At 38.2% G+C, this 19,658-nt stretch carries 12 protein-coding genes and 1 pseudogene; 7 read left to right on the top strand and 6 right to left on the bottom strand.

Annotated features, from left to right (window positions below; genetic code table 11):
- The first annotated feature begins 292 nt into the window (after positions 1–292).
- Positions 293–2,029 carry a pyridoxal phosphate-dependent decarboxylase family protein gene (locus ABN212_RS03420; protein ID WP_198620710.1) on the top strand — a complete coding sequence of 579 codons (1,737 nt, stop codon included), beginning with the start codon at positions 293–295 and terminating at the stop codon, positions 2,027–2,029.
- 171 nt (positions 2,030–2,200) lie between these two features.
- Here the strand turns inward: ABN212_RS03420 and ABN212_RS03415 are convergent.
- The 4 genes and pseudogenes from ABN212_RS03415 to ABN212_RS03400 form a co-directional block, all read right to left on the bottom strand.
- Positions 2,201–2,458 (bottom strand): annotated as a pseudogene (locus ABN212_RS03415) (DksA/TraR family C4-type zinc finger protein); the annotation flags it as partial.
- 158 nt (positions 2,459–2,616) lie between these two features.
- Complete coding sequence (locus ABN212_RS03410; RefSeq protein ID WP_099660231.1) at positions 2,617–3,777, bottom strand: MFS transporter; 1,161 nt, start codon at positions 3,775–3,777, stop codon at positions 2,617–2,619.
- A gap of 27 nt (positions 3,778–3,804) precedes the next feature.
- On the bottom strand, positions 3,805–5,103 hold the full coding sequence (locus ABN212_RS03405) for a hypothetical protein (RefSeq protein ID WP_198632379.1): 1,299 nt from the start codon (positions 5,101–5,103) through the stop codon (positions 3,805–3,807).
- Between the two features lie 39 nt (positions 5,104–5,142).
- Positions 5,143–6,330 carry an ROK family transcriptional regulator gene (locus ABN212_RS03400; RefSeq protein WP_349442875.1) on the bottom strand — a complete coding sequence of 396 codons (1,188 nt, stop codon included), beginning with the start codon at positions 6,328–6,330 and terminating at the stop codon, positions 5,143–5,145.
- A 285-nt stretch (positions 6,331–6,615) separates the two neighbouring features.
- Here ABN212_RS03400 and ABN212_RS03395 point away from each other — a divergent pair, with 285 nt between their 5' ends.
- Positions 6,616–7,020, top strand: coding sequence for a Rap1a/Tai family immunity protein (locus tag ABN212_RS03395; protein ID WP_198620714.1), 405 nt, complete (start codon positions 6,616–6,618; stop codon positions 7,018–7,020).
- A 106-nt stretch (positions 7,021–7,126) separates the two neighbouring features.
- Here the strand turns inward: ABN212_RS03395 and pyk are convergent, their stop codons facing one another.
- On the bottom strand, positions 7,127–8,578 hold the full coding sequence (gene pyk / locus ABN212_RS03390) for a pyruvate kinase (protein WP_349442874.1): 1,452 nt from the start codon (positions 8,576–8,578) through the stop codon (positions 7,127–7,129).
- A gap of 65 nt (positions 8,579–8,643) precedes the next feature.
- Positions 8,644–9,981, bottom strand: coding sequence for an MFS transporter (locus ABN212_RS03385; RefSeq protein WP_151436087.1), 1,338 nt, complete (start codon positions 9,979–9,981; stop codon positions 8,644–8,646).
- Positions 9,982–10,294: 313 nt separating this feature from the next.
- Here ABN212_RS03385 and ABN212_RS03380 point away from each other — a divergent pair, with 313 nt between their 5' ends.
- The 5 genes from ABN212_RS03380 to ABN212_RS03360 all read left to right on the top strand — a co-directional run bounded on the left by ABN212_RS03380 (position 10,295) and on the right by ABN212_RS03360 (position 19,651).
- Positions 10,295–11,584, top strand: coding sequence for an ABC transporter substrate-binding protein (locus ABN212_RS03380; RefSeq protein WP_109372977.1), 1,290 nt, complete (start codon positions 10,295–10,297; stop codon positions 11,582–11,584).
- Positions 11,585–11,641: 57 nt separating this feature from the next.
- On the top strand, positions 11,642–14,017 hold the full coding sequence (locus ABN212_RS03375) for an ATP-binding protein (protein ID WP_198620716.1): 2,376 nt from the start codon (positions 11,642–11,644) through the stop codon (positions 14,015–14,017).
- Positions 13,995–15,272 (top strand): sigma-54-dependent transcriptional regulator, encoded by a 1,278-nt coding sequence (locus ABN212_RS03370; protein ID WP_196532842.1) that lies wholly within the window; start codon positions 13,995–13,997, stop codon positions 15,270–15,272. Before ABN212_RS03375 ends, ABN212_RS03370 begins: the two co-directional genes overlap by 23 nt.
- 1,223 nt (positions 15,273–16,495) lie before the next feature.
- The gene (locus ABN212_RS03365; protein ID WP_109372980.1) at positions 16,496–17,062 is read left to right on the top strand and encodes a fimbrial protein; all 567 of its coding nucleotides are present in this window, start codon (positions 16,496–16,498) and stop codon (positions 17,060–17,062) included.
- A gap of 93 nt (positions 17,063–17,155) precedes the next feature.
- Positions 17,156–19,651, top strand: coding sequence for a fimbria/pilus outer membrane usher protein (locus ABN212_RS03360; protein ID WP_198626226.1), 2,496 nt, complete (start codon positions 17,156–17,158; stop codon positions 19,649–19,651).
- Positions 19,652–19,658 lie beyond the last annotated feature (7 nt).

Here is a 19,658-nt window from a genome sequence, read left to right as displayed (position 1 = left end):
TATTTTGATTATATTTCAAATAGTTAATAGTATTGCAGGTGATTATTTTTGTTTTTATCTTTATTTTCATTGTGATGTCAGTCACATAAGCATATAAATGAAATAATCACATCTGTAAATTTAACTTTCCGAAAATTTCTATTGTATTGATATTAAATAAAATATTTTGTTTTATGTGGTTGCCAGCAGAACCTATGCGATCGCATGAAGCACTAACTAATTTAATTAGAAAATGTATAGTATTGCTATGCAATCAATTTAAAATTTTGTCGGTTTCTATTTGGAGAATATAGTGAAAAATCAAGATTTATTAGGTCTATCTTCTGCTAACATTCTAAATGCGGAATTTGAGAAGAAATACCACGACGTTATTGCTCACTTTTTCAGCCGAGATCCGAAGTATTGGCCGATATTTCAGGATAAAACCATCCAATCGATTACACAGTTTAGAAAAACAACGACTAATGATAATGACCAATTACAGCGTTATTCTAATGGGCCACAATTACTTGAACGTTTAATGGCAGATACACAAATCCAACAAAACATTAATTACCCAGAAAACGATCCTAATGAATTACTGATGTTAGTTTCGACACTGTGTAAAAACTGGGAAAACCCACTCGCTGTTGAAAACGTTATTGCGATGCCAAGTGATCCAGGTGTTTATGGATCAATCTTAGGATTAATGGGCAATCCTAATATGGTGTATTGCGAATATTCAGGTGTTGCTGATGCGTTAGAAAAAGTGACGATCAAAAAAGTCGCAAAATTAGTGGGATACGATCCTGAAGTTGCCTCTGGTGTATTCACTCAAGGTGGCACCATGTGTAACTTATATGGTTATCTTTTTGGCTTACGCAAATCTATGCCAAATTCTAAACATTTAGGTATGGCAGCAGATCAAGACTATCGCATTATTAACTCTCAAGGTGGTCACTATTCAAACATGACCAACCTTGCACTATTAGGTGTTGATGTCGATAACAAAACGATCCGTATTAAAGTATCTGAAGATAATACGATTAATCTAGAACACTTAGAGCGTGAATTAAGAGCCTGCTTTACTGTTAAGTGTAAAGTGCCAACTATCATGTTAACCACAGGCACAACAGATACCTTTGGTGTCGATGATGTGAAAGGTGTTTGTGAATTACGTGACCGCTTATGTGAAGAATTTGAGATCCCTGTTAAGCCACATGTCCACGTTGATGCTGCCGTTGGTTGGCCGATTATTTTCTTCTTAGAATATGACTTTAGCGGTAACCCTCTAGCAATTAATGATGTCACTTTAGAAGGCTTACGCCAGAACGTTGAGAAATTCAAACATCTGAAATATGCCGACTCTATCACTATCGACTTCCACAAATGGGGATATGTACCTTACACCTCAAGCTTAGTACTAGTGAAAAATGGTAATGACTTCGTTGCACTGGAAAACGATCCTGAAAACTTCACCTATTTTGAGCACGAATTAGAAGGTCAAACCCACTTACAATCAACTATTGAATGTACACGTAGTGGTGTGGGTATTTTTGGTGCTTATTCTGCGATGCACTATATGGGCATTGAAGGTTACCAAACTATTATTGCCCACTGTTTGCAAAACGCGAACTATATGCGCCATCAGTTATTAGAGATGGGCAATGCAAAAGTGATTGTGCCACAAAACCAAGGGCCAAGTGTTGGCTTTAAATTGTATGATCCAAACTTAGTGAAAGATCCTAATGTTGCTTTTGATCTAGAGTTAACGTGCGCTACAGACAAAGAAGCGTATGATTTTATGGTTCACAATACTCAGTGGCATAGAAAACTTTTCTTACAGCGTGGTAGAGAAGGCTTATTTACTAACTGGGTTGATTCTATTGCTTGTTCTAAATATGCAAAAAATAACCGTTATATTTATCTTCCAGGTGAAAAAGCGGTATTTATGAACCCAAATACTGAACGCGCACATATTGATAATTTCATGAAGATTTTAACTGAAATGAGTCAAAATATGAGCTGGAAAAAGGCTGCAAAAATCTAATTAAATCCTTGTCTGATTAAATAAAACAAACTGTACTTTAGTAGAGGAAACTCATATTAAGGTACAGTTTTTGTTTTATATGATAATAGTTGCAGATTATCTGAGTTGGCTATCTTTACTACCACGGCGATTATATCCACTAAAGGCATTATTCTTTTTATCAATTACCTCTTGGCTATCTTTACTACCACGGCGATTATATCCACTAAAGGCATTATTCTTTTTATCAATTACCTCTTGGCAATTTAAACAATAACGTACGCCAGGAACGGCTTTTTGCCGAGCCACAGAGATTGGCTCACCGCACTCATCACAAAACGCAGCGCTTTCGCCGTGTGTCATTTGATTGCGAGCTCTTGCAATTGCATCATCAATGGTGGCATCGATTTGCTCTTGAACAGCACTATCATTAGCCCATCCACTTGCCATCATATTCTCCTACTTTAACAGTGAATATAAACATTATTATTGGGGCTTTGGTGAAAAAATCAACAGAGAGAAAGGGGAAATGCGTCTTAGGATATTGCAAGAGAAATAAAAAACCCCTCATGCAGAGGGGTAAATTTTAGAGGCATAATACGTCGTTGTTATTGTTTTTGTTCTCTAATAAACAGAGAAATAATAAAGAAGAGGGCGACGAATACGATAATTAGGTTAAAGCCAACAGAAACATTATAGCTTTCTGAAACCTGACCGATTAATGAACCAGCTAAGGCTCCGCCCAATCCTGAAGCAACATAAATAAGTCCCATCACCGAGCCACTTTTGCTGGTTAATTTTGTAGCAACCGCTGCGGCTGTTGGAAATAGAACAGATAATGCAAAACCAAACACCATAAATAGATAAACAACATCTTGCACAAAAATACGGCTGACAATAATGGCTATCAGAGAGAACAGTGAGAACAGAATAAGCGTTTTGCGATCACCTAATGCAAGGTTAATAAAGCCACCAATAAAGCGACCGATGGTAAATAAGAAAGCAAAACTAGAAATAACATAAGCCGCTGTTTCTGCTTTTTGCGCATTGCTCATATTCCCAATATCCATAGAGGTATAGAAAATAGGGAAGAAGTTTAAGAACGCGGCTTCGGCGGCAACATATAAAGTGATAAATAAAATAACCAGTAACAGTGACTTTTGTGTCAGTAACTCTAAAAAGTCACTGAATTTCATATCGACTTGTGCGCTACTTTCTATTTTTAAGGTGCTTAATACTAAAATAATCACAGCAACAATAACGGCAACACCCACATAAAAGGTACGCCATGAAATAGAGTGTGAGAAGAGATATTGTAAAATAAGTGGGGTGACAATCATCCCTACACCAAACATGGCGTTAGAGACGTTAAACATCATCCCTGCTTTCTCTTTATAGAAAGTCGGAATAACCGTCACGATAGAGACAAGCATCGAGCCAATCCCTAAACCAATCACCAGATAAAAGCCAAAAAATAGCATCACATTGAAAGCAAGGCTGGTTCCTGTTAAACCGACAGCCATCATTAATGAGCCAATAAACATCATGACTTTTAACCCTTTCTTATCGGTAAAATAGCCCGTTAATAAACTGGCGACTAAAAAGCCGATTTGGAAAAAGGTAATTAATGAGCCTACTTGGCTCATATTTAATGAAATATCATGTTGAACCTGTTCGAGAATAAGCCCTTTTGTATTTTGAATGCCACCGAGTAAAAACATCGTGACAAACAGAAGGAAAAAAACTTTCCATTTTTGTTGTTTAGCCATAATTTGATCCTGATTTTCCACGGTGTATTATTTTTTAACTGTGTTGTTATAAGAGTTATTATTAGGTGTATTGTGTTCACCAATCGCATCAAATAATTCTTGCGTCGCCCATCCGTAGCAATAATAAAGCAGAGAATCACATGCACTTTCTTCTGCAGCAATAACCGCTTCAATTAATTGAGAGGCTGGTAAATTCCACATTTGAATACCGCTATAAATAAAGGTCTTTGGCTGTGAAAGCTGGCGAACTTTATTATTTTGTTCTGCAACAAAGTGAATAGGGAAGCCTTGCTGTTTAAAGGTTTCATATGAAATATCATAAGGTAGTTCAAATAAACGTTTAAACGCAGTAAATGCACGCTCTTGGCTTTCACTGTCATGAGCAAAATGATTAATTAACCCTTGAACATCTGCACCACCCCCTAATTTATGATAAGGGAAATGTTTGAGTGTTGAAGAATAACGCGTTAATTCATGATAGTTCTGACCTAAGATCCAACTGTAAGCGGGTGGCCACAAATCGAGCCATAACGTAATTCCACCTGCTGTTTGTTTTGCATCAGACAGTAATCTTTCAACCAATTGAGTCACACTTTGTTGGCGAAATAGTTGCCATGCTTTTAACAGAGGTTCTTCTTTTAATGCGGTAACAGGCGTTTCGAAATCCCCTTGTTTTAATGAATCAGCTAAAGCAGCAAGGCGATGTTTGATTTTATTAACGGGTAAACCTTGTTGCACCATTTTCTTTTCACAGTGAGGGCAAAAACAGGTAAATAACCCTGCTGGATTCACTTCTTTGCCTGCCCAATCAGGGAATCGAATTCGATCAATTAAAAAGGTGTCATAACCGTAGTTTTGTTTTAATGCTGTGAATGTCTTTTGCCAAAGTTGTGCAACATCGGGAGCGTTAGGGCAGAGCCAATGCGCTTGTGGACGGCCTTTAAAGTCCACTACTTGATTATGTTCTACATCCCCGATGAAGTCGCCATTAAGAATATTAGCCCATGGAATGACTTTATATTTTCCACCATCAGTGGCTTTTTTTATCGTCATTAGCGGATCTGCACCCGATAAAATTGTGGGATCAACACGTTGGCTTAGACGAGGAAAATCGGTATGAGTATTGATGTGTAATGTACCTGTTCCCATAACCACATTATGAATAGGGTTATGAGGCAGATCGCCAACAGGGTAAGGGTTACGTTCAAAAATCGTATTAATTTCGACAAATAAATGCTCAACATGCTTCATACCGTCAAGGCGTTGAAGAATAGCGGGCATGCCTTCGTCTAAAATATCATGTGGGTGAAGATGTATTCCTGCCATGAGTCGCTCCCATCTCGTTTAAAGACTTTTTTATTAGGGTTATCTCAATTGGATCTCGGGCATAAATTGAATTGATGGATAAACCGTAGCTAAGGCGAGAATAGCAATGCCATAAAGCGGGCCTTTTTCCCATAATTCAGAAAGCTCGATATTCACTTTGGTGTTAGCAAATAAATGTCTATCTAGATTTGCCTGAACACGCGGTAAAAAGGTGTCAGCAGAACGGGTGATCCCGCCTGTTAATACCACTTTTTCCAGATTTGCAATGGCGACTAAATTCATAATGCCGATAGCAAGATAATCTGCCATTTCCTCAACTAAGGATTGAGCAAGCGGATCACCTTGTTGTGAGGCTTGAATAATCTCAATCGCACTAAGATTTTCCCCTCGCAAGCTCGCCATTCGCTCACTTAAACCTGAGCCGGAGCAGAAACTCTCAAAGCACCCTTTATTGCGCCAATTACGAAAAAGATGATCACGAGCAAACATCATATAGCCGATTTCACCAGCCGCATTGTTTGCGCCGCGGATAACTTTTCCATCCACCAGCAAGGCGGAGCCTAATCCTGTGCCAATACCAATCAGTGCACAACTGTGTGTATGACGGCAGCGGCCTTTCCACATTTCACCCACAAGTGCTGCACGAATATCATTTTCGAGTACAACGGGTACATTGAGTTTTTCTGTAAGCTGTTGTGCTAAAGGTAAGTTATCCCATTGAGGTAAGTTAGGGGAGCCTTCTAGCACAACACCATTTTTGATATCGATGATCCCTGGTGTGGCGACACCGATAACATTGATCTTTTGACGGTCTACGCCGCTTTTTTCGATCACATTTTCAATACTTTGTGCAAATTGCGTAATAAAGTCATCACGGTCGTCAGTATCAAAGGTAGGTTCTTGATATTCATACAACAATTCGGCATCTAAGTTAAAAACCGCATAAGCTATCTTGGTTCCACCTAAGTCAATGCTGACACCTAAAGTGTGTTGAGGATCGAAGTTAACTAAAATACCTTTTCTGCCTTGTCCGGCTGGCGAACTGACTCCGCTTTCATAAACGATTTTTTCTTCAAGGAGATCGTTAATAATTTCAGACACCGTCGCTTTTGTAATTCCGCTAATTTTGGCTATCTGAGCCCGTGACAAAGGACCTTGATGACGAATGACATTTAATACAAGCGAGGCATTCATTTGCCGTAATGTATTGGGTACGTTCGGTGTCACGTTACTACTCCATTTGTTTAGAAACAAAACTAAAAGATGTTTTTTTTATATAAAATCGTCTGTGTTTGACAGTTATGCACCGTTTTATTTACTTTGTAAAATATAAACCAACTAATTAGTTTAGAAACCATCCTAAATGAGTTTATGATCACAATTTGATGAGTTTGATTTGCACAATGTGATCCTCTAAAAAATCTTCAGTGTATATATTCACTGCACATATTCTTAACGCAATAAAACGGCTAGAATTAAATCCATATCTATTGAAATAAAGAGAACATTAGAATGAAAAAAGGAATGTTATTAAAGGGGATAATAGGGATGTTATTGTTATTCCCAGTGTATTCACAAGCGATAACGCTGAGTGCTTATCTTCAAGTTAAACAATTGCTTACTCAAGATAATCCTGCTAATAAACAATTAGAGTCCGTGACACAAGCTTATTTAAACGGTATTGCGAATGGATTGAATTTTTATGCTGTTGCTGTGAAAATTGAGAATCAAAATAACGATGATTTTCGTCCTCTTTATTGCCCACCGCCTAAAATAGAACAAAATGGAGATTTTATGGTTAAGCATATTGATGCTTATTTAGATAAAAATCCCATTGTTAAGCAGAAACAAAAAAATGCACCCATAGAATTGGTTTATATTCTTGCATTACAAGATGCTTATCCTTGCGATAAGTAGAAAGAAAAATAGCCACACTCCCTGTGGCTAAAATGATTTTGGTGTGCTCTTTTTCTTGTTATTTACTTCAGGTTGCCTCTCTCATAAGCCCCTTAATGGAAGACACTCAAGCCGTCGCTGCTTCAACTTGTTTTACAGGAACAAGATGACAACAATCGCTTTCACCGGTTTTCTCAAAAGTTGATAAACGGGTGATCAAGAGTGAATTCATGTCTGTTAATAATCCCTCTGTTTGCAGTTTTTGCATGATGCTTTCATCGCAGTCATTGTTATTTTGACGTTGATAAGCCACAGGTGTTACACCACGTAATACAGTTAATTGACCTGCAAGTGCGGGATTATCTGTTAATGCATATACGTTGTTGTTCGGCATAAAGCGTGACAATAAGGTCACTGATTTGCCATTTTCTGTTAATGCGGCAACACTTAAATGCTTGTCGTCATGGAATGCTGTGGTTGCCGCGGCTAATGCAATCCAACGACCTGTTTGTGAATAGTAAGACGGTGATTGCCATGGGTTTTCTGCGTTTGCTGCAAAAGAACGCTCAGCTCCCTCAGCGACTCGCGCCATTGCACTAACGGCTTCTACAGGGTATTTCCCTGCTGCCGTTTCCGCTGAAAGCATCACAGCATCCGTTCCATCACCTACGGCATTCGCAATATCCATCACTTCAGCACGCGTTGGCATTGGGCTTTCAATCATCGATTCCATCATTTGAGTTGCGGTAATAACAGGGCAACCTAATGCGCGACAACGTGCAATGAGTTGCTTTTGTGCGCCTGGTAAGCTGGCATCACCAATTTCTACTGCTAAATCACCGCGTGCCACCATAATGACATCAGATGCTTTAATGATGTCATCCATGTTTTCTTCACAAGAAACCACTTCTGCTCGTTCAACTTTAGCAACGATTTTGGCGTGACTCCCTGCTGCAATCACTAAGCCTCGTGCATATTCAATATCAGCACCATTACGTGGGAATGAAACGGCGATGTAGTCTGCTTGAATAGCCGCTGCTGTGTGTATGTCCTGTTTATCTTTGTCTGTTAATGCAGGAGCAGATAAACCACCACCAAGTAAGTTAATGCCTTTACGGTTAGATAATTTGCCTCCAACAGTAACGACAGTCTCTATTTTATTATTATTGACGGCGCTGACTTGTAATTGAATATTGCCATCATCAAGTAACAGAATATTCCCTGGTGTGACTTCTTGAACAAGTTGTGGGTAGTCCAAACCAACTTGTTGTTCGTCGCCTAATGTGCTGTCTAAATCTGCATTTAGAATAAAGCTATCGCCTTGTTTTAATTGAACTGAATCATTTTTAAAGTTAGCGATACGAATTTTCGGGCCTTGCAGGTCAGCTAAGATCCCGATAAATACACGATGTTTTTCTGCGACCTGACGGATAGTTGCGGCTGTGGACTGATGCTGTTCGCGAGTGCCGTGTGAAAAGTTTAAACGAAATACGTTAGCACCCGCCATAATCAGCTTTTCAATCATCTGTTCTGAACAGCTAGCTGGGCCAAGAGTCGCAACAATTTTTGTCTTACGCATAATGACATTCTCTTTTTAAAGAGGGATACCCAAAGGTATCCCTTGATGACAACTTAATTAATTCATTAATCCATGGTAACTTTTTTCGCATTCCAGACTAGCGTCGCTAAAATCATGGAAACGATGGCAGAACCAATCCAGAAATACTGTACTGTGGTGAAGTCGTAGTGAGTGATATCGCCAACTTGTGTGACTTTAATCAGTGATGCTGAAATCAGTTCTTGAGCCGATGCTGCAATGTAAGCGAACAGTCCGATAAAGCCTTTTACTGCACCTACTGCGTTTTTCGGCATCAGGTCACAAGCGGTTAAACCTGCTAAGAACACAACCAGACCACCCATTGCAAAACCAACCATACTTAATGCAATAGCATCCATAACACGGCTTTGTGGACCCCAGAACATCAGTGCAAAACCAGCGATGTTGGCGATACCATAAATTAGAGTTGGAATATGACGGTTAGCGTTAAACAGTTTGTCTGAAGCCATACCCGCTAAGATTGCGCCGAAGAAACCCGCGATTGGGTAAGTAGACATGGCGAAACCCGCATCAATCAGTGAGTAGCCTTTTGAACCTTGTAGGTAAAGAACGGCCCATGAACTGATTGCATAACGAGAGATATACATAGCCGCACATGCTGCTGCGATGATCCACACTGTTGGTTGTTTTAATACGAATAACTGAGCGCGACGTGTTTCTTTAGGATCACTTGATTTAACGGCTTCTGACTCTTCGCCATATGCGGTTGCTGGATCAGGTAAGCCATAAGTACGAGGACGATCTTTCAAAATCATCAGCAAGATGATGCCCGCAGCAATACCTGCGATACCTGCACCGATAAAACCTGCACGCCAGCCGAAGAAGCTCACTATGGTTGCCGTTAAGATCCACGTAATTGCTTCACCGATATTACGCGAGCCACCCCAGATGGAATAAACTGTACCGCGCTGTTTTGGCGAGAACCATTGGAAGATAGAGACACAAGAAGGTGCCGAACCGACAGATTGGAACCAGCCGTTAATACCCCATAATAGGATAAAGAACAGGCTCGCCGTTGACATTCCCATGAAGATACAAACAAAGGATGAGGCAATCAACGAGATGGACATAAAGCGTCCAATATTGGCATAATCTGACAAGAAGCCGTTAGAGAACTTACCAAAAGCGTAGGTAAAGAAGAACGCAGAACCCATTAAACCGAGTTCAGCGGTGGTTACGATACCTGCATCCAGCATAGGTTTTTTCACCACACCGAGTGCCATACGAACCACATAGAACATGGCATAACCAAGAACAAGACCAAAGAAGACCTGCCATTGGTGCTTTTTATATATTGCGCGGATCTTTTCACTTGACGCTTCTATTAGCGGCAGATCCTTTCTGGTTTTAAAGAAACTTAGCATAGAGATGACTCCGAATATTATTCATGTCTGAAGCTGATTTTGGTTTTCAGAGCTGATGCTATTCATTTAGGTCATCTTGGTGCAAAAGAGGGAATTTGAGTCATCGATGACACATTCTGCTGAATCGGTGAGTCAAATTTGTAACATCGCTATTAGGCGTTGGTTTAAAAATGAGTGAAGATATCGTCGTATCATTGTTAGAAATGAGTCATTAAGGACTCATTAGCCCAAAATAATAAATATTGCTAAATATCAGAAGTTTGAAGTTCGACACATTTTTATGTTTATTCAAAACAAAACCAGGGGTATGTCCATGAGAATAAAAATAACACTGAGCCTCGTCTGTTTACTGTTTAGTTGGCTGTTTATCACACCGGTGCGTAGTGATGAGCAGCCACTTGTTATACTGACGACACTTTCAGATACACCAATGCGACCACTTACAGAGGCTTTTAGCGCTCGTTATCCAGATACTAAGGTGCAAGTGGTTTATCGTCGCGTCGCGATTGCAACACGGATGATGAAACAATATCCCACACAGCCAGTTGATATTGTGATGTCGTCATCGGCTAATTTTTTCCATCATCTAGATAGAGAAGGGCTACTAGCTCGATTACCCGTAAATTACGAAACGCCAAAATGGTTAACGCGCCATAGTGATATCTTAAACGATAAGATAACCACGGTTGGTTATTCCGGTATTGGGATTATGAGTAATACGCAATACCTACAAAAACTCGGTATTCCTGCACCTAAAAGTTGGGTTGATTTAAGTGATCCTATTTACCAAGGGCACTTAACCATGACCACTCCAGCGAACTCTGGCACGATGCAATTAATGGTGGAAAATGTGCTACAAGAGTACGGCTGGGAGCGTGGATGGCAGATCTTACTCGAAACCAGTGGTAATCTTTCCTCGATTTCGGCACGTAGTTCCCGTGTCAGTGATGCTATCGCCAGAGGCATTGTAGGTGCAGGCCCAATTATCGATAACTACGCTTTTAATCATCAGAAACGCTTTGATTTTGTCGAATTTAGCTATTTTGATAAGTCGATTATTTTACCGGCTTATGTTGCTATTGTTGCCGAAAGCAGTAAAAGAGACACCGCAGCTAAATTTATTGCCTTTCTTTTATCGGATGAAGGACAAGAGATCATCTATAAAAGTGATATGGCAAAGATCCCATTAAGCAAAGAGATTTTACGTAATAACGATGAACTTGCTAATAACACGGAATTTATTTTAAACAGCAATGAGGCGTATCGCCGTAGTGAAGTCGTTAATGCGTTATTTGATCAAATGATCACCCATAATTTTCCTTTAATGCGCCAAGTTTGGAATGATATCCACGAAGCAGAAAGACAGGAAAATAAAACGCCAGAACGTATTTCTGCGATCAGTAAAGCGCGAAAAATAGCAAGTTCAGTGCTTATTAGCGAAAAAGAGGCTAATTCACCGACATTACAAGCGTTATTTATGAAAGAAGCCGATCAGCGAGAATACTCTGATCAAGCATTAGCTGTGCTGTATCAATGGCGCACATTAGAAGCTGAAAGGCTTGAACAAGCACTGGTTTTATTGAAAGAGACAAAATCACCCTAACCGCCTTGTGGTTCAAATATACAGCAGGAAGCGCTGTTTTTATGAAAGGTATTACGGATGAAATTATTAGTGCCTAAACAATTTGGCAAACTAGGTAGACGCCTGTATATGGCGTTTATCTTTAGTTCTTTACTCACCTTATTGATTGGTGTGGTTATCTTTTTTATGTGGGGAAAACTGGCGACACAAATTAATGCGTCAGTGGGAGAGTCTCTACCGATGTTAACCACCAGCTATACAATGGAGCGTTATAGCACCAATTTACAGATGCTATTAAAAGAGCGAGAACAGACTCAACGAAAATCGATTTCAGAGCAACAACAGCAGGAAATTCATCAGTTATTAGATAATTTGCGTGAGTTTCCTATTGAGCAAAAGCCACAGCGTGATTTTTATACTCAACTTGTTGATGAGTTATCGGAGCTTATTAATCAACAAGATGTATTATTGGATAAACGACGTGAATTAGAAAACCGCCTTGCACAATTATTAGGGCAATTGGCGTGGATGCATGACGCCGTTGGTGAAGACATTAAACCACTCCTTAATGAAATTGAGTGGCATGTCAGCCAAATGATCAATGAAAAAAATGTACAGGAAAACAGCCTACAACTCCTATTGGAATCAACCTTATTACAAGAGTTGTTTACGACAGAAAATGAATTAATCAGCTTGGTTGAAGAAATTGCACATCAACGTTATAGCCGTGATATTGATGTCGCTTTCCACTATATCAGCGTCAAAATTGATGAAATTATTGCCTTAAATCAGAAACTAAAAAGTTATCCATCGACTATTGCCCATCGTCAGGTATTACAAGAGATTATTGCGATCACCCGTTATGACGGTGATATCTATCAAACACTGATTGATGATGTGGAAAACGAGAAAAAGCTCAAAGCATTAACTCCTGAATTAAATGAAAAATTATCACAATTTGATAATGCCGTCAGAGGTAATGTTTTTGCTACAAGTGAAGCGCTAAATAAGCTTAATGATAATACCCGCAAACTAATGGCAACAGGGAAAATCGTTATTGTAGTCATCATTATTGCATCACTATTGCTGAGTATTATTGTGATGAAAATCTTGATTGATAGAAGACTTATCGCAAGATTGAATAAACTAAGTGATGACTTAGCGCATGTAGCCAAAGGTCATTTAACCGAGCCTGTACTGATTGAAGGACAAGATGAAATTGGCCTGTTAAGTCGCCGGCTTCGTCGATTTTGGCGTCAAATGAAAGAAGTTGAAACCAGCAATGCGTTAAATCTTATTAATAATACCGATGCAAGTTTAATTACCTGTCACCACGATGGCAGAATAGAAACGGTAAACCCAAGTGCAGCAACACTATTAGGTACAGGAAAAGAACAAAATAATAAGCCACTTTGGTTACTGTTTAGTGGTGAGGCGAGCACTATGCTTAAAGCGCAATTTAGTTCAAGTGGTCAGCTTTACTTATTAGGGCAGAGTGAATGTACTATCAGGATGGTAAAAGAAGGTGAGCCTCATTTCTTACAATTTAATATTCGAGAATATCCTCATAAAGATGAACACAAATATATTGTGACGATCACGGATATTACGCGCCAAGAGCTAAGCAGATTAGAGCTTCAACGGCTGGTGGCATTAAAAACACAAGATTTGCAGGATAAAAACCAGCAATTAAATGAAGAGATATTGCGCCGTGAACAGGCACAGAAACATTTAATTCAGACACAAGAAGAGTTAGTACAAGCAGCTAAAATGGCAGTTGTAGGGCAGGCGATGACAAGCCTTGCACATGAGCTTAATCAGCCACTCTCTGCAATTAACACCTATCTATACAGTGCAAAACTGACTATGCAGATGGAAAAATACGATCAATTACCTGATTCTATCGAACGCATTGAAAAGCTGTGCGCACGAATGAATCGAATAATTACTGCATTGCGTAATTTTTCACGTAAATCTTCGTCTGAAATTAGCTTTGTTTCAGCGCCATTAAAAGAGCTGGTAGATAGTGCGATGGTGCTGGTGGAGTCCCGTTCTAAACGAGAGCAGTGCATTATTACGAATAATATTCCTGATGAATTAACCATTTGTGCAGACCCGACACAAATTGAGCAAGTCTTGGTTAATTTGTTTGTTAATGCAATGGATGCTATTGCGGGTGTTGGTGAAAGCCAAATCACAATTGATCTTTTATCTGTTGATCCTAAACGAAAATTAGTGGCGATCGCGGACAGTGGAAAAGGATTCAATTCAGATGTTTTACCAAAACTATTTACCCCATTTACAACCACAAAAGATGTGGGGCTTGGGTTAGGGTTATCCATTTGCCGTTCAATTATGCAACGGTTTGGTTATGAAATTTACTTGGCCTCTACATTAAATGGTGGCGCCATGGTTGTTTTGGAGTTTACAGATGACACAATCACACATGCCTGATATCGACGTTTTATTAATTGATGACGATGAAGATATTCTTGAATCTTATCGCCATTTACTCAATCTTGCGGGAATGGTTGCTAGAGTAACCGACTCACCAGAAAAAGCATTAAGCCTTTTAACACCAGAATGGCAGGGTGCTGTTGTACTTGATATCTATATGCCAGCAATGAATGGCATGGAAGTATTAGAGCGCATTAAACAAATTGACTCTCGTATCCCCGTTATCATGATTACAGGACATGGCGATATACCGTTAGCAGTAGAAGCGGTAAAAAAAGGCGCTTATGATTTTATTGAAAAACCGATTAATCCACCTGTTTTCTTAGAGTTAGTGGCGAAGGCACACAAAGAGCGTCAATCCATTCTTTCGCTTAGGAATGCGGTAATAAGTACCACACAAGAGCGATTAGTGGGAGACAGTGCGCAAATCACCGCGATTAGAGAGCAAGTACAACAAATTGCCGATATCGATAAAGATTTAATGATAGAAGGGGAAATGGGAACAGGGCGTCATCTTCTTGCTCAGCTATTGCATGAATTAAGCCCGCATAGTGATAAAGCTATCCAAACAGTCGATTGCCAAAATTTATCGGATATCAAACAGGTTATTGCTCAAATTGAAGCGGATGAAGTAGGAACGCTGATTTTACGTTCTCCATATGATTTATCATCTGAGGCACAACGCTGGTTAAGTTCTTATCTATTAGATATGGAACGCCAAGGAAAGCGCCACTTTAGAACGATTGCGATTTTAGAAAATAATACACAGCAACTGGTAACAGAAGGACGATTAATCCCTGAATTCTATTACTATTTTTCACAAATCACTTTTTCACTGCCTCCGTTAAGTGCCAGACGCCCAGACATTATTCCGTTATTTAGGGCTTTCTTACGACAAAGTGCACAGAGGCTCGGTATTGCGGTACCGAAAATTGATCGTAATTATCTCGATATTTTAAAGCGTTACGATTGGCCGGGTAATATTCGTGAGTTACGAAATGTTGCTGAATTATATGCGGTAGGCATTGTGAAAATGGTTGATAGTGAACAACATCGCGCCATTATTCCACCTGAAGGCCCTTTGGATAATCTTGTGGATGAATATGAGCGTCGATTAATCGAAGATGCGTTATATTTATTTGCGGGACGTGTTAGTGATGTGGCGGATTATTTGGGTATTCCACGTAAAAAGCTGTATTTACGAATGAAAAAACATGATCTCGATAAAGATAGCTATAAACCAAAAGTTTGATTTACCCACTATTCAATAACAAAGAAGCGCCATACTGGCGCTCTTTCACAGTTTTCTTTTGTTGTTATTATATTTAATATTTTATATTAAGTTTATTTTGCCTTTTATTTTACCTGTAATCGTAAAAAGATAGAATTTATCATTTTTTATATCTTAATAGGTCTTGTTGTGGATAAAAACTCTGTTATTTTTTTATTCAGTATTTACACCTTTTGCGTGTCAAAATAGTGAGCTGTTTTAAATTTATTTTTCTTAAAATCTTATTAATAGCTAAATATAAAAATTGGGTGTCTTTATTTGACGTTAATAATGGTATTTTTTATATAACAGTTACGAGATATTATTGTTATTACTCCATAATTGACTATATTAAAAAGAATGCTCTTTAAAAGAGTATCATATTTAATTTGTATTTATAATTTATTTTTAATTCTTGTTGAGAACAAATTAACGATATTTAAATATGTTGTCATAATTAGATTATCTTATTTCTAATTAAATTAAAGAATATAATATAATTTCTCAATTGAGATGAATCCTAAGTGTTTTTGTATATATGCTGGCTTTATCGTGTCAGCAAGATATTATTTTCTATATCTTGATATTTTTTCGTTATAAAAAACTTATTATTTTTATTTGTTTGGTTTTTATATTCATTTTACTTGCTATGAGTGTTAATGATGGCGGCTTTATTTTTTATTAAGTAATAATATCTAATCTATATGTAATTTTAGTTTAAAATACTTTAATTGCTCATCTAAAGAATTGTTTCATTTGATAACTATCCTCTTATTATACTAATAATATCATTTTTTGACTTTTGACTTAATTTACGCCTTTTGCGAGTATTTCATTGCAAAACAAGTAAAGAAATATTATTTAAATTGTTTCTTTTCTTTAATTTCTTACTCTTACTTTCTGATTAAAATTTATTAATTATTTATATGTCAAATTAAGATGTTTTTATTAATTAAGAAACTTAATTTCTAAAATATTTAAAAATGACGTTTTAAAAGTTAATAAGGTTAACTTATTCCGTAAATTAATTTGAATATGAATGCATAAAGGACACATTCGTAGAATATCCCCTATTTTGGTTTTATATGGATCTGTGAAGTTTAAAGAAGTTTAAATTGTAGAAGGGCGATGTATTTATTATTTATCGCTTATTTAGTCAGAAGCCAAGAAATATCACTATCTTTATTGTATATAAAGGAAATTTTATGAAATTTACTAAATTAGCTTTAGGTGTTGCGTTATCTTTAGTTGTTGCTGCTCCTAGCTTTGCAGCAGATCCAGCGGAAAGCCGTGAAGGTAAAGTGCGTTTTACTGGCTTTATCAATGATGTTCCTTGTTCAATCGATGATAAAAGTTTAGATCAAACTGTTAAGTTTGGTGAAATCGCATTGCATGAACTGACTAGCAATAAATTCCGTTCAGATAGCGAAAACTTCGATATTATTCTGAAAAACTGCTCAACTGAAACTTACAAAACTGCAAAAGTATCATTCACTGGTGCAACCGTAAGTGGTTTTGACGGTTATACTGGCGAATTACTGGGCTTAGGTGGCAAAGTACAAAATGCAGGTATCGTTATCACTGACCGTGGTAATAATCCAATTACTTTTGGTCAAGGTTTCCCAGTAGCAGGTCACGCTTTAAATAATGGTGACGGCTCTCTCACAACATTGCAGTTCTCAGCTTACGTGAAAGGTAATGAAGCTGTTGATAAGAAAGCAACAACGGGTTCTTTCGACACAGTAGCTAATTTCAAAGTTATCTACGAATAATTGTTGTTTTTTTTATAAGATGTGTGGCGCTTAGGCGCCATGCATCTCATCAATATTGTCTTCTGTTAATAATGCTGAGGATGGCATAGCAAAATGAAAAGCATGAAAATAAATACGATCACAAAAGTAATGCTTTTATTCTTTGTTCCTTTTTCGTTGCCTATTTTTGCAGAAGAAGCTGTAGATTTTAATACCGATTTCTTAACAGACAAAGGTATTGAAAATACTGACTTTACTAAATTCTCTTACGCAAATTATATTCAACCAGGCACTCATTTACTGGCAACTGACGTTAATAAACAAAGAGTAAGAAACGAAGAGCCTATTTTATTTTTTTCCCCAGATTACAACGCAGAGTTATCTATTCCTTGTATCACCCCAGAGGTTTACCCCATTTTAGGTTTAAAATCTGAATGGGAAAAAAAAGTCACTTGGTTAACAACGAATAATACCCAGTGTCTTGATTTCCGCTCCGTGCCAAATATGAATGCTGTGGGTGATCTCTACACCGGTATTTTAAGTATCAGCATTCCTCAAGCCTTTATGGAATATCAAGATCCAAGTTGGGATCCGCCATCACGTTGGGATGATGGTATTGCGGGATCCTTTCTTGATTACAATATGAGTAATCGCCTTATTCGATATGAAAACAACGATAAAAGGACCGAAACGGGAACCAATATTAGTGGTGTAATGGGCATTAATATGGGCGCTTGGCGTTTTCGTTCAGATTGGCAAGCCTCTGGCGGTAATTTAAATAGCAACGATAAATCATGGCGTTGGAACCAGCTTTATATTTTCCGAGCTATTCGATCTTTAGGTGCAAAATTAACGTTAGGTGAACAATATCTCTCATCAGAGCTTTTTGATAGCTTTCGTTATCTTGGTGCTTCATTAGAAAGTGATAACGCGATGATCCCTCCTCGTTTACAGGGCTATGCACCTGAAATTGCGGGAGTTGCAAGAACTAACGCCACGGTTATTGTGCGTCAAGATGGTCGTATTGTTTATCAAAATGAAGTAAGTCCAGGGCCGTTTCGAATTCAAGACGTCAACACATTTGGGGGCGGTACCTTAGATGTTTCTATTGAAGAACAAGATGGTTCTGTTCAAACATTTAAAGTAGAAACCTCGCGTTTAGGTACACTGACAAGACCTGGCCAGTTTTTATATAAGCTGGTGATGGGTAAGCCAACTAAAAATGAACATGACACTGAAGGTCCTGCATTTTCATTAGGCTCCTTTTCATGGGGGGCAGCGAATAACACCACGATTTATGGCGGATTATTAGCCTCAACTGAATATCAAAATATTGCTTTAGGTCTAGGGCAAGACTTAGCGCCATTTGGGGTGCTTTCTTTTAATATTTCGGCTTCGCGTGCTGAGATGGGCAGTAATTTTGATGATAAGACACTATCTGGTACTTCTTATAACGTTACCTATTCGAAACAATTTGATCAAATAAATAGCCAGATTACGTTTGCGGGTTATCGCTTCTCTCAACGAGACTATTTAAGTATGACTCAATTTTTAGATGGTCGTTATCGTGGGCTTCATATTGACAGTGGTAAAGAGCTTTATACCGCCATCTTTGGTACAGCTTTCCCTGATTACAATATCAATACGTATTTAAACTATTCTCGCCAAACCTATTGGAATCGACCTTCAACTGATAACTACAGTTTTACGGTTTCTAGTTATTTTGATTGGGCTAATTTTAAAAATTTATCCATTAACTTATCCGCGTATAAAGTGGAATCTAGCCATAATAATGACGAAGGAGTTTATGTGTCATTAGGTGTACCGCTAGAGCGTAATGATGCCAATATTAGTTATTCGGGATCATTTAATCGCCATAATACGAGTAATTCTGTTAACTATTATGAGCGACTGAATGAAAGAAGTACCTATAACTTATCTGCGGGTACGTGGGATAGCGATAAAGTGAATCTGTCAGGTTTCTATAATTACGACGGTAATTTAGCAAAACTGACGACAAGTGGAACTTATACCCAAAATAATCAAAGCGCTTTATCGATGCAATTAATGGGTGGGATAACGCTAACCCCAGAAGGGGGAGCATTGCACCGAGTCACTTCAATGGGAAATTCACGCATATTGGTTGATACCAATAATGTTGAAGATATTCCGATTAAAACAGGTTTAACACCAATTGAAACTAACCGTCACGGTAAAGCAGTTTTAATGGGTGTGCAAAACTATTCTCGTAGCCATATTACGATTGATATCAATAATCTTCCTGAAAATGCTGATGCTGTTCAATCATCCCAATACGCTACCTTGACAGAAGGGGCGATCGGTTACCGTAAATTTAACGTGATTGAAGGTGAGAAAGTCTTAGCGGTGATCACGATGGCTGATAAGAAACATCCTCCTTTTGGCGCCAGTGTTTATAACAAAGATAAATTAGAAGTCGGCATTATTTCAGATGATGGTTTTGTTTATTTATCAGGTGTAAAAGCAGGTGAAACATTAGATCTTGCTTGGAATGGCGAAACTTGCCAATTCCAATTACCTCAAGTGCTAGAAAATAATTTAAGCAACATGTTGTTGCTTCCTTGTAAGTAATTAAATT

Source organism: Proteus genomosp. 6 (assembly GCF_040139785.1).
In the GTDB taxonomy this organism is placed as follows: Bacteria; Pseudomonadota; Gammaproteobacteria; order Enterobacterales; family Enterobacteriaceae; genus Proteus.
This window is presented reverse-complemented; position numbering and strand designations above follow the sequence as displayed.

Coding starts and splice junctions, on each gene's coding strand:
- ABN212_RS03410 (WP_099660231.1), bottom strand. CDS start 3,777: ATGGCTAAACAACAAAAATGGAAAGTTTTTTTCCTTCTGTTTGTCACG.
- ABN212_RS03405 (WP_198632379.1), bottom strand. CDS start 5,103: ATGGCAGGAATACATCTTCACCCACATGATATTTTAGACGAAGGCATG.
- ABN212_RS03395 (WP_198620714.1), top strand. CDS start 6,616: ATGAAAAAAGGAATGTTATTAAAGGGGATAATAGGGATGTTATTGTTA.
- pyk (WP_349442874.1), bottom strand. CDS start 8,578: ATGCGTAAGACAAAAATTGTTGCGACTCTTGGCCCAGCTAGCTGTTCA.
- ABN212_RS03385 (WP_151436087.1), bottom strand. CDS start 9,981: ATGCTAAGTTTCTTTAAAACCAGAAAGGATCTGCCGCTAATAGAAGCG.
- ABN212_RS03380 (WP_109372977.1), top strand. CDS start 10,295: ATGAGAATAAAAATAACACTGAGCCTCGTCTGTTTACTGTTTAGTTGG.
- ABN212_RS03375 (WP_198620716.1), top strand. CDS start 11,642: ATGAAATTATTAGTGCCTAAACAATTTGGCAAACTAGGTAGACGCCTG.
- ABN212_RS03370 (WP_196532842.1), top strand. CDS start 13,995: ATGACACAATCACACATGCCTGATATCGACGTTTTATTAATTGATGAC.
- ABN212_RS03365 (WP_109372980.1), top strand. CDS start 16,496: ATGAAATTTACTAAATTAGCTTTAGGTGTTGCGTTATCTTTAGTTGTT.
- ABN212_RS03360 (WP_198626226.1), top strand. CDS start 17,156: ATGAAAAGCATGAAAATAAATACGATCACAAAAGTAATGCTTTTATTC.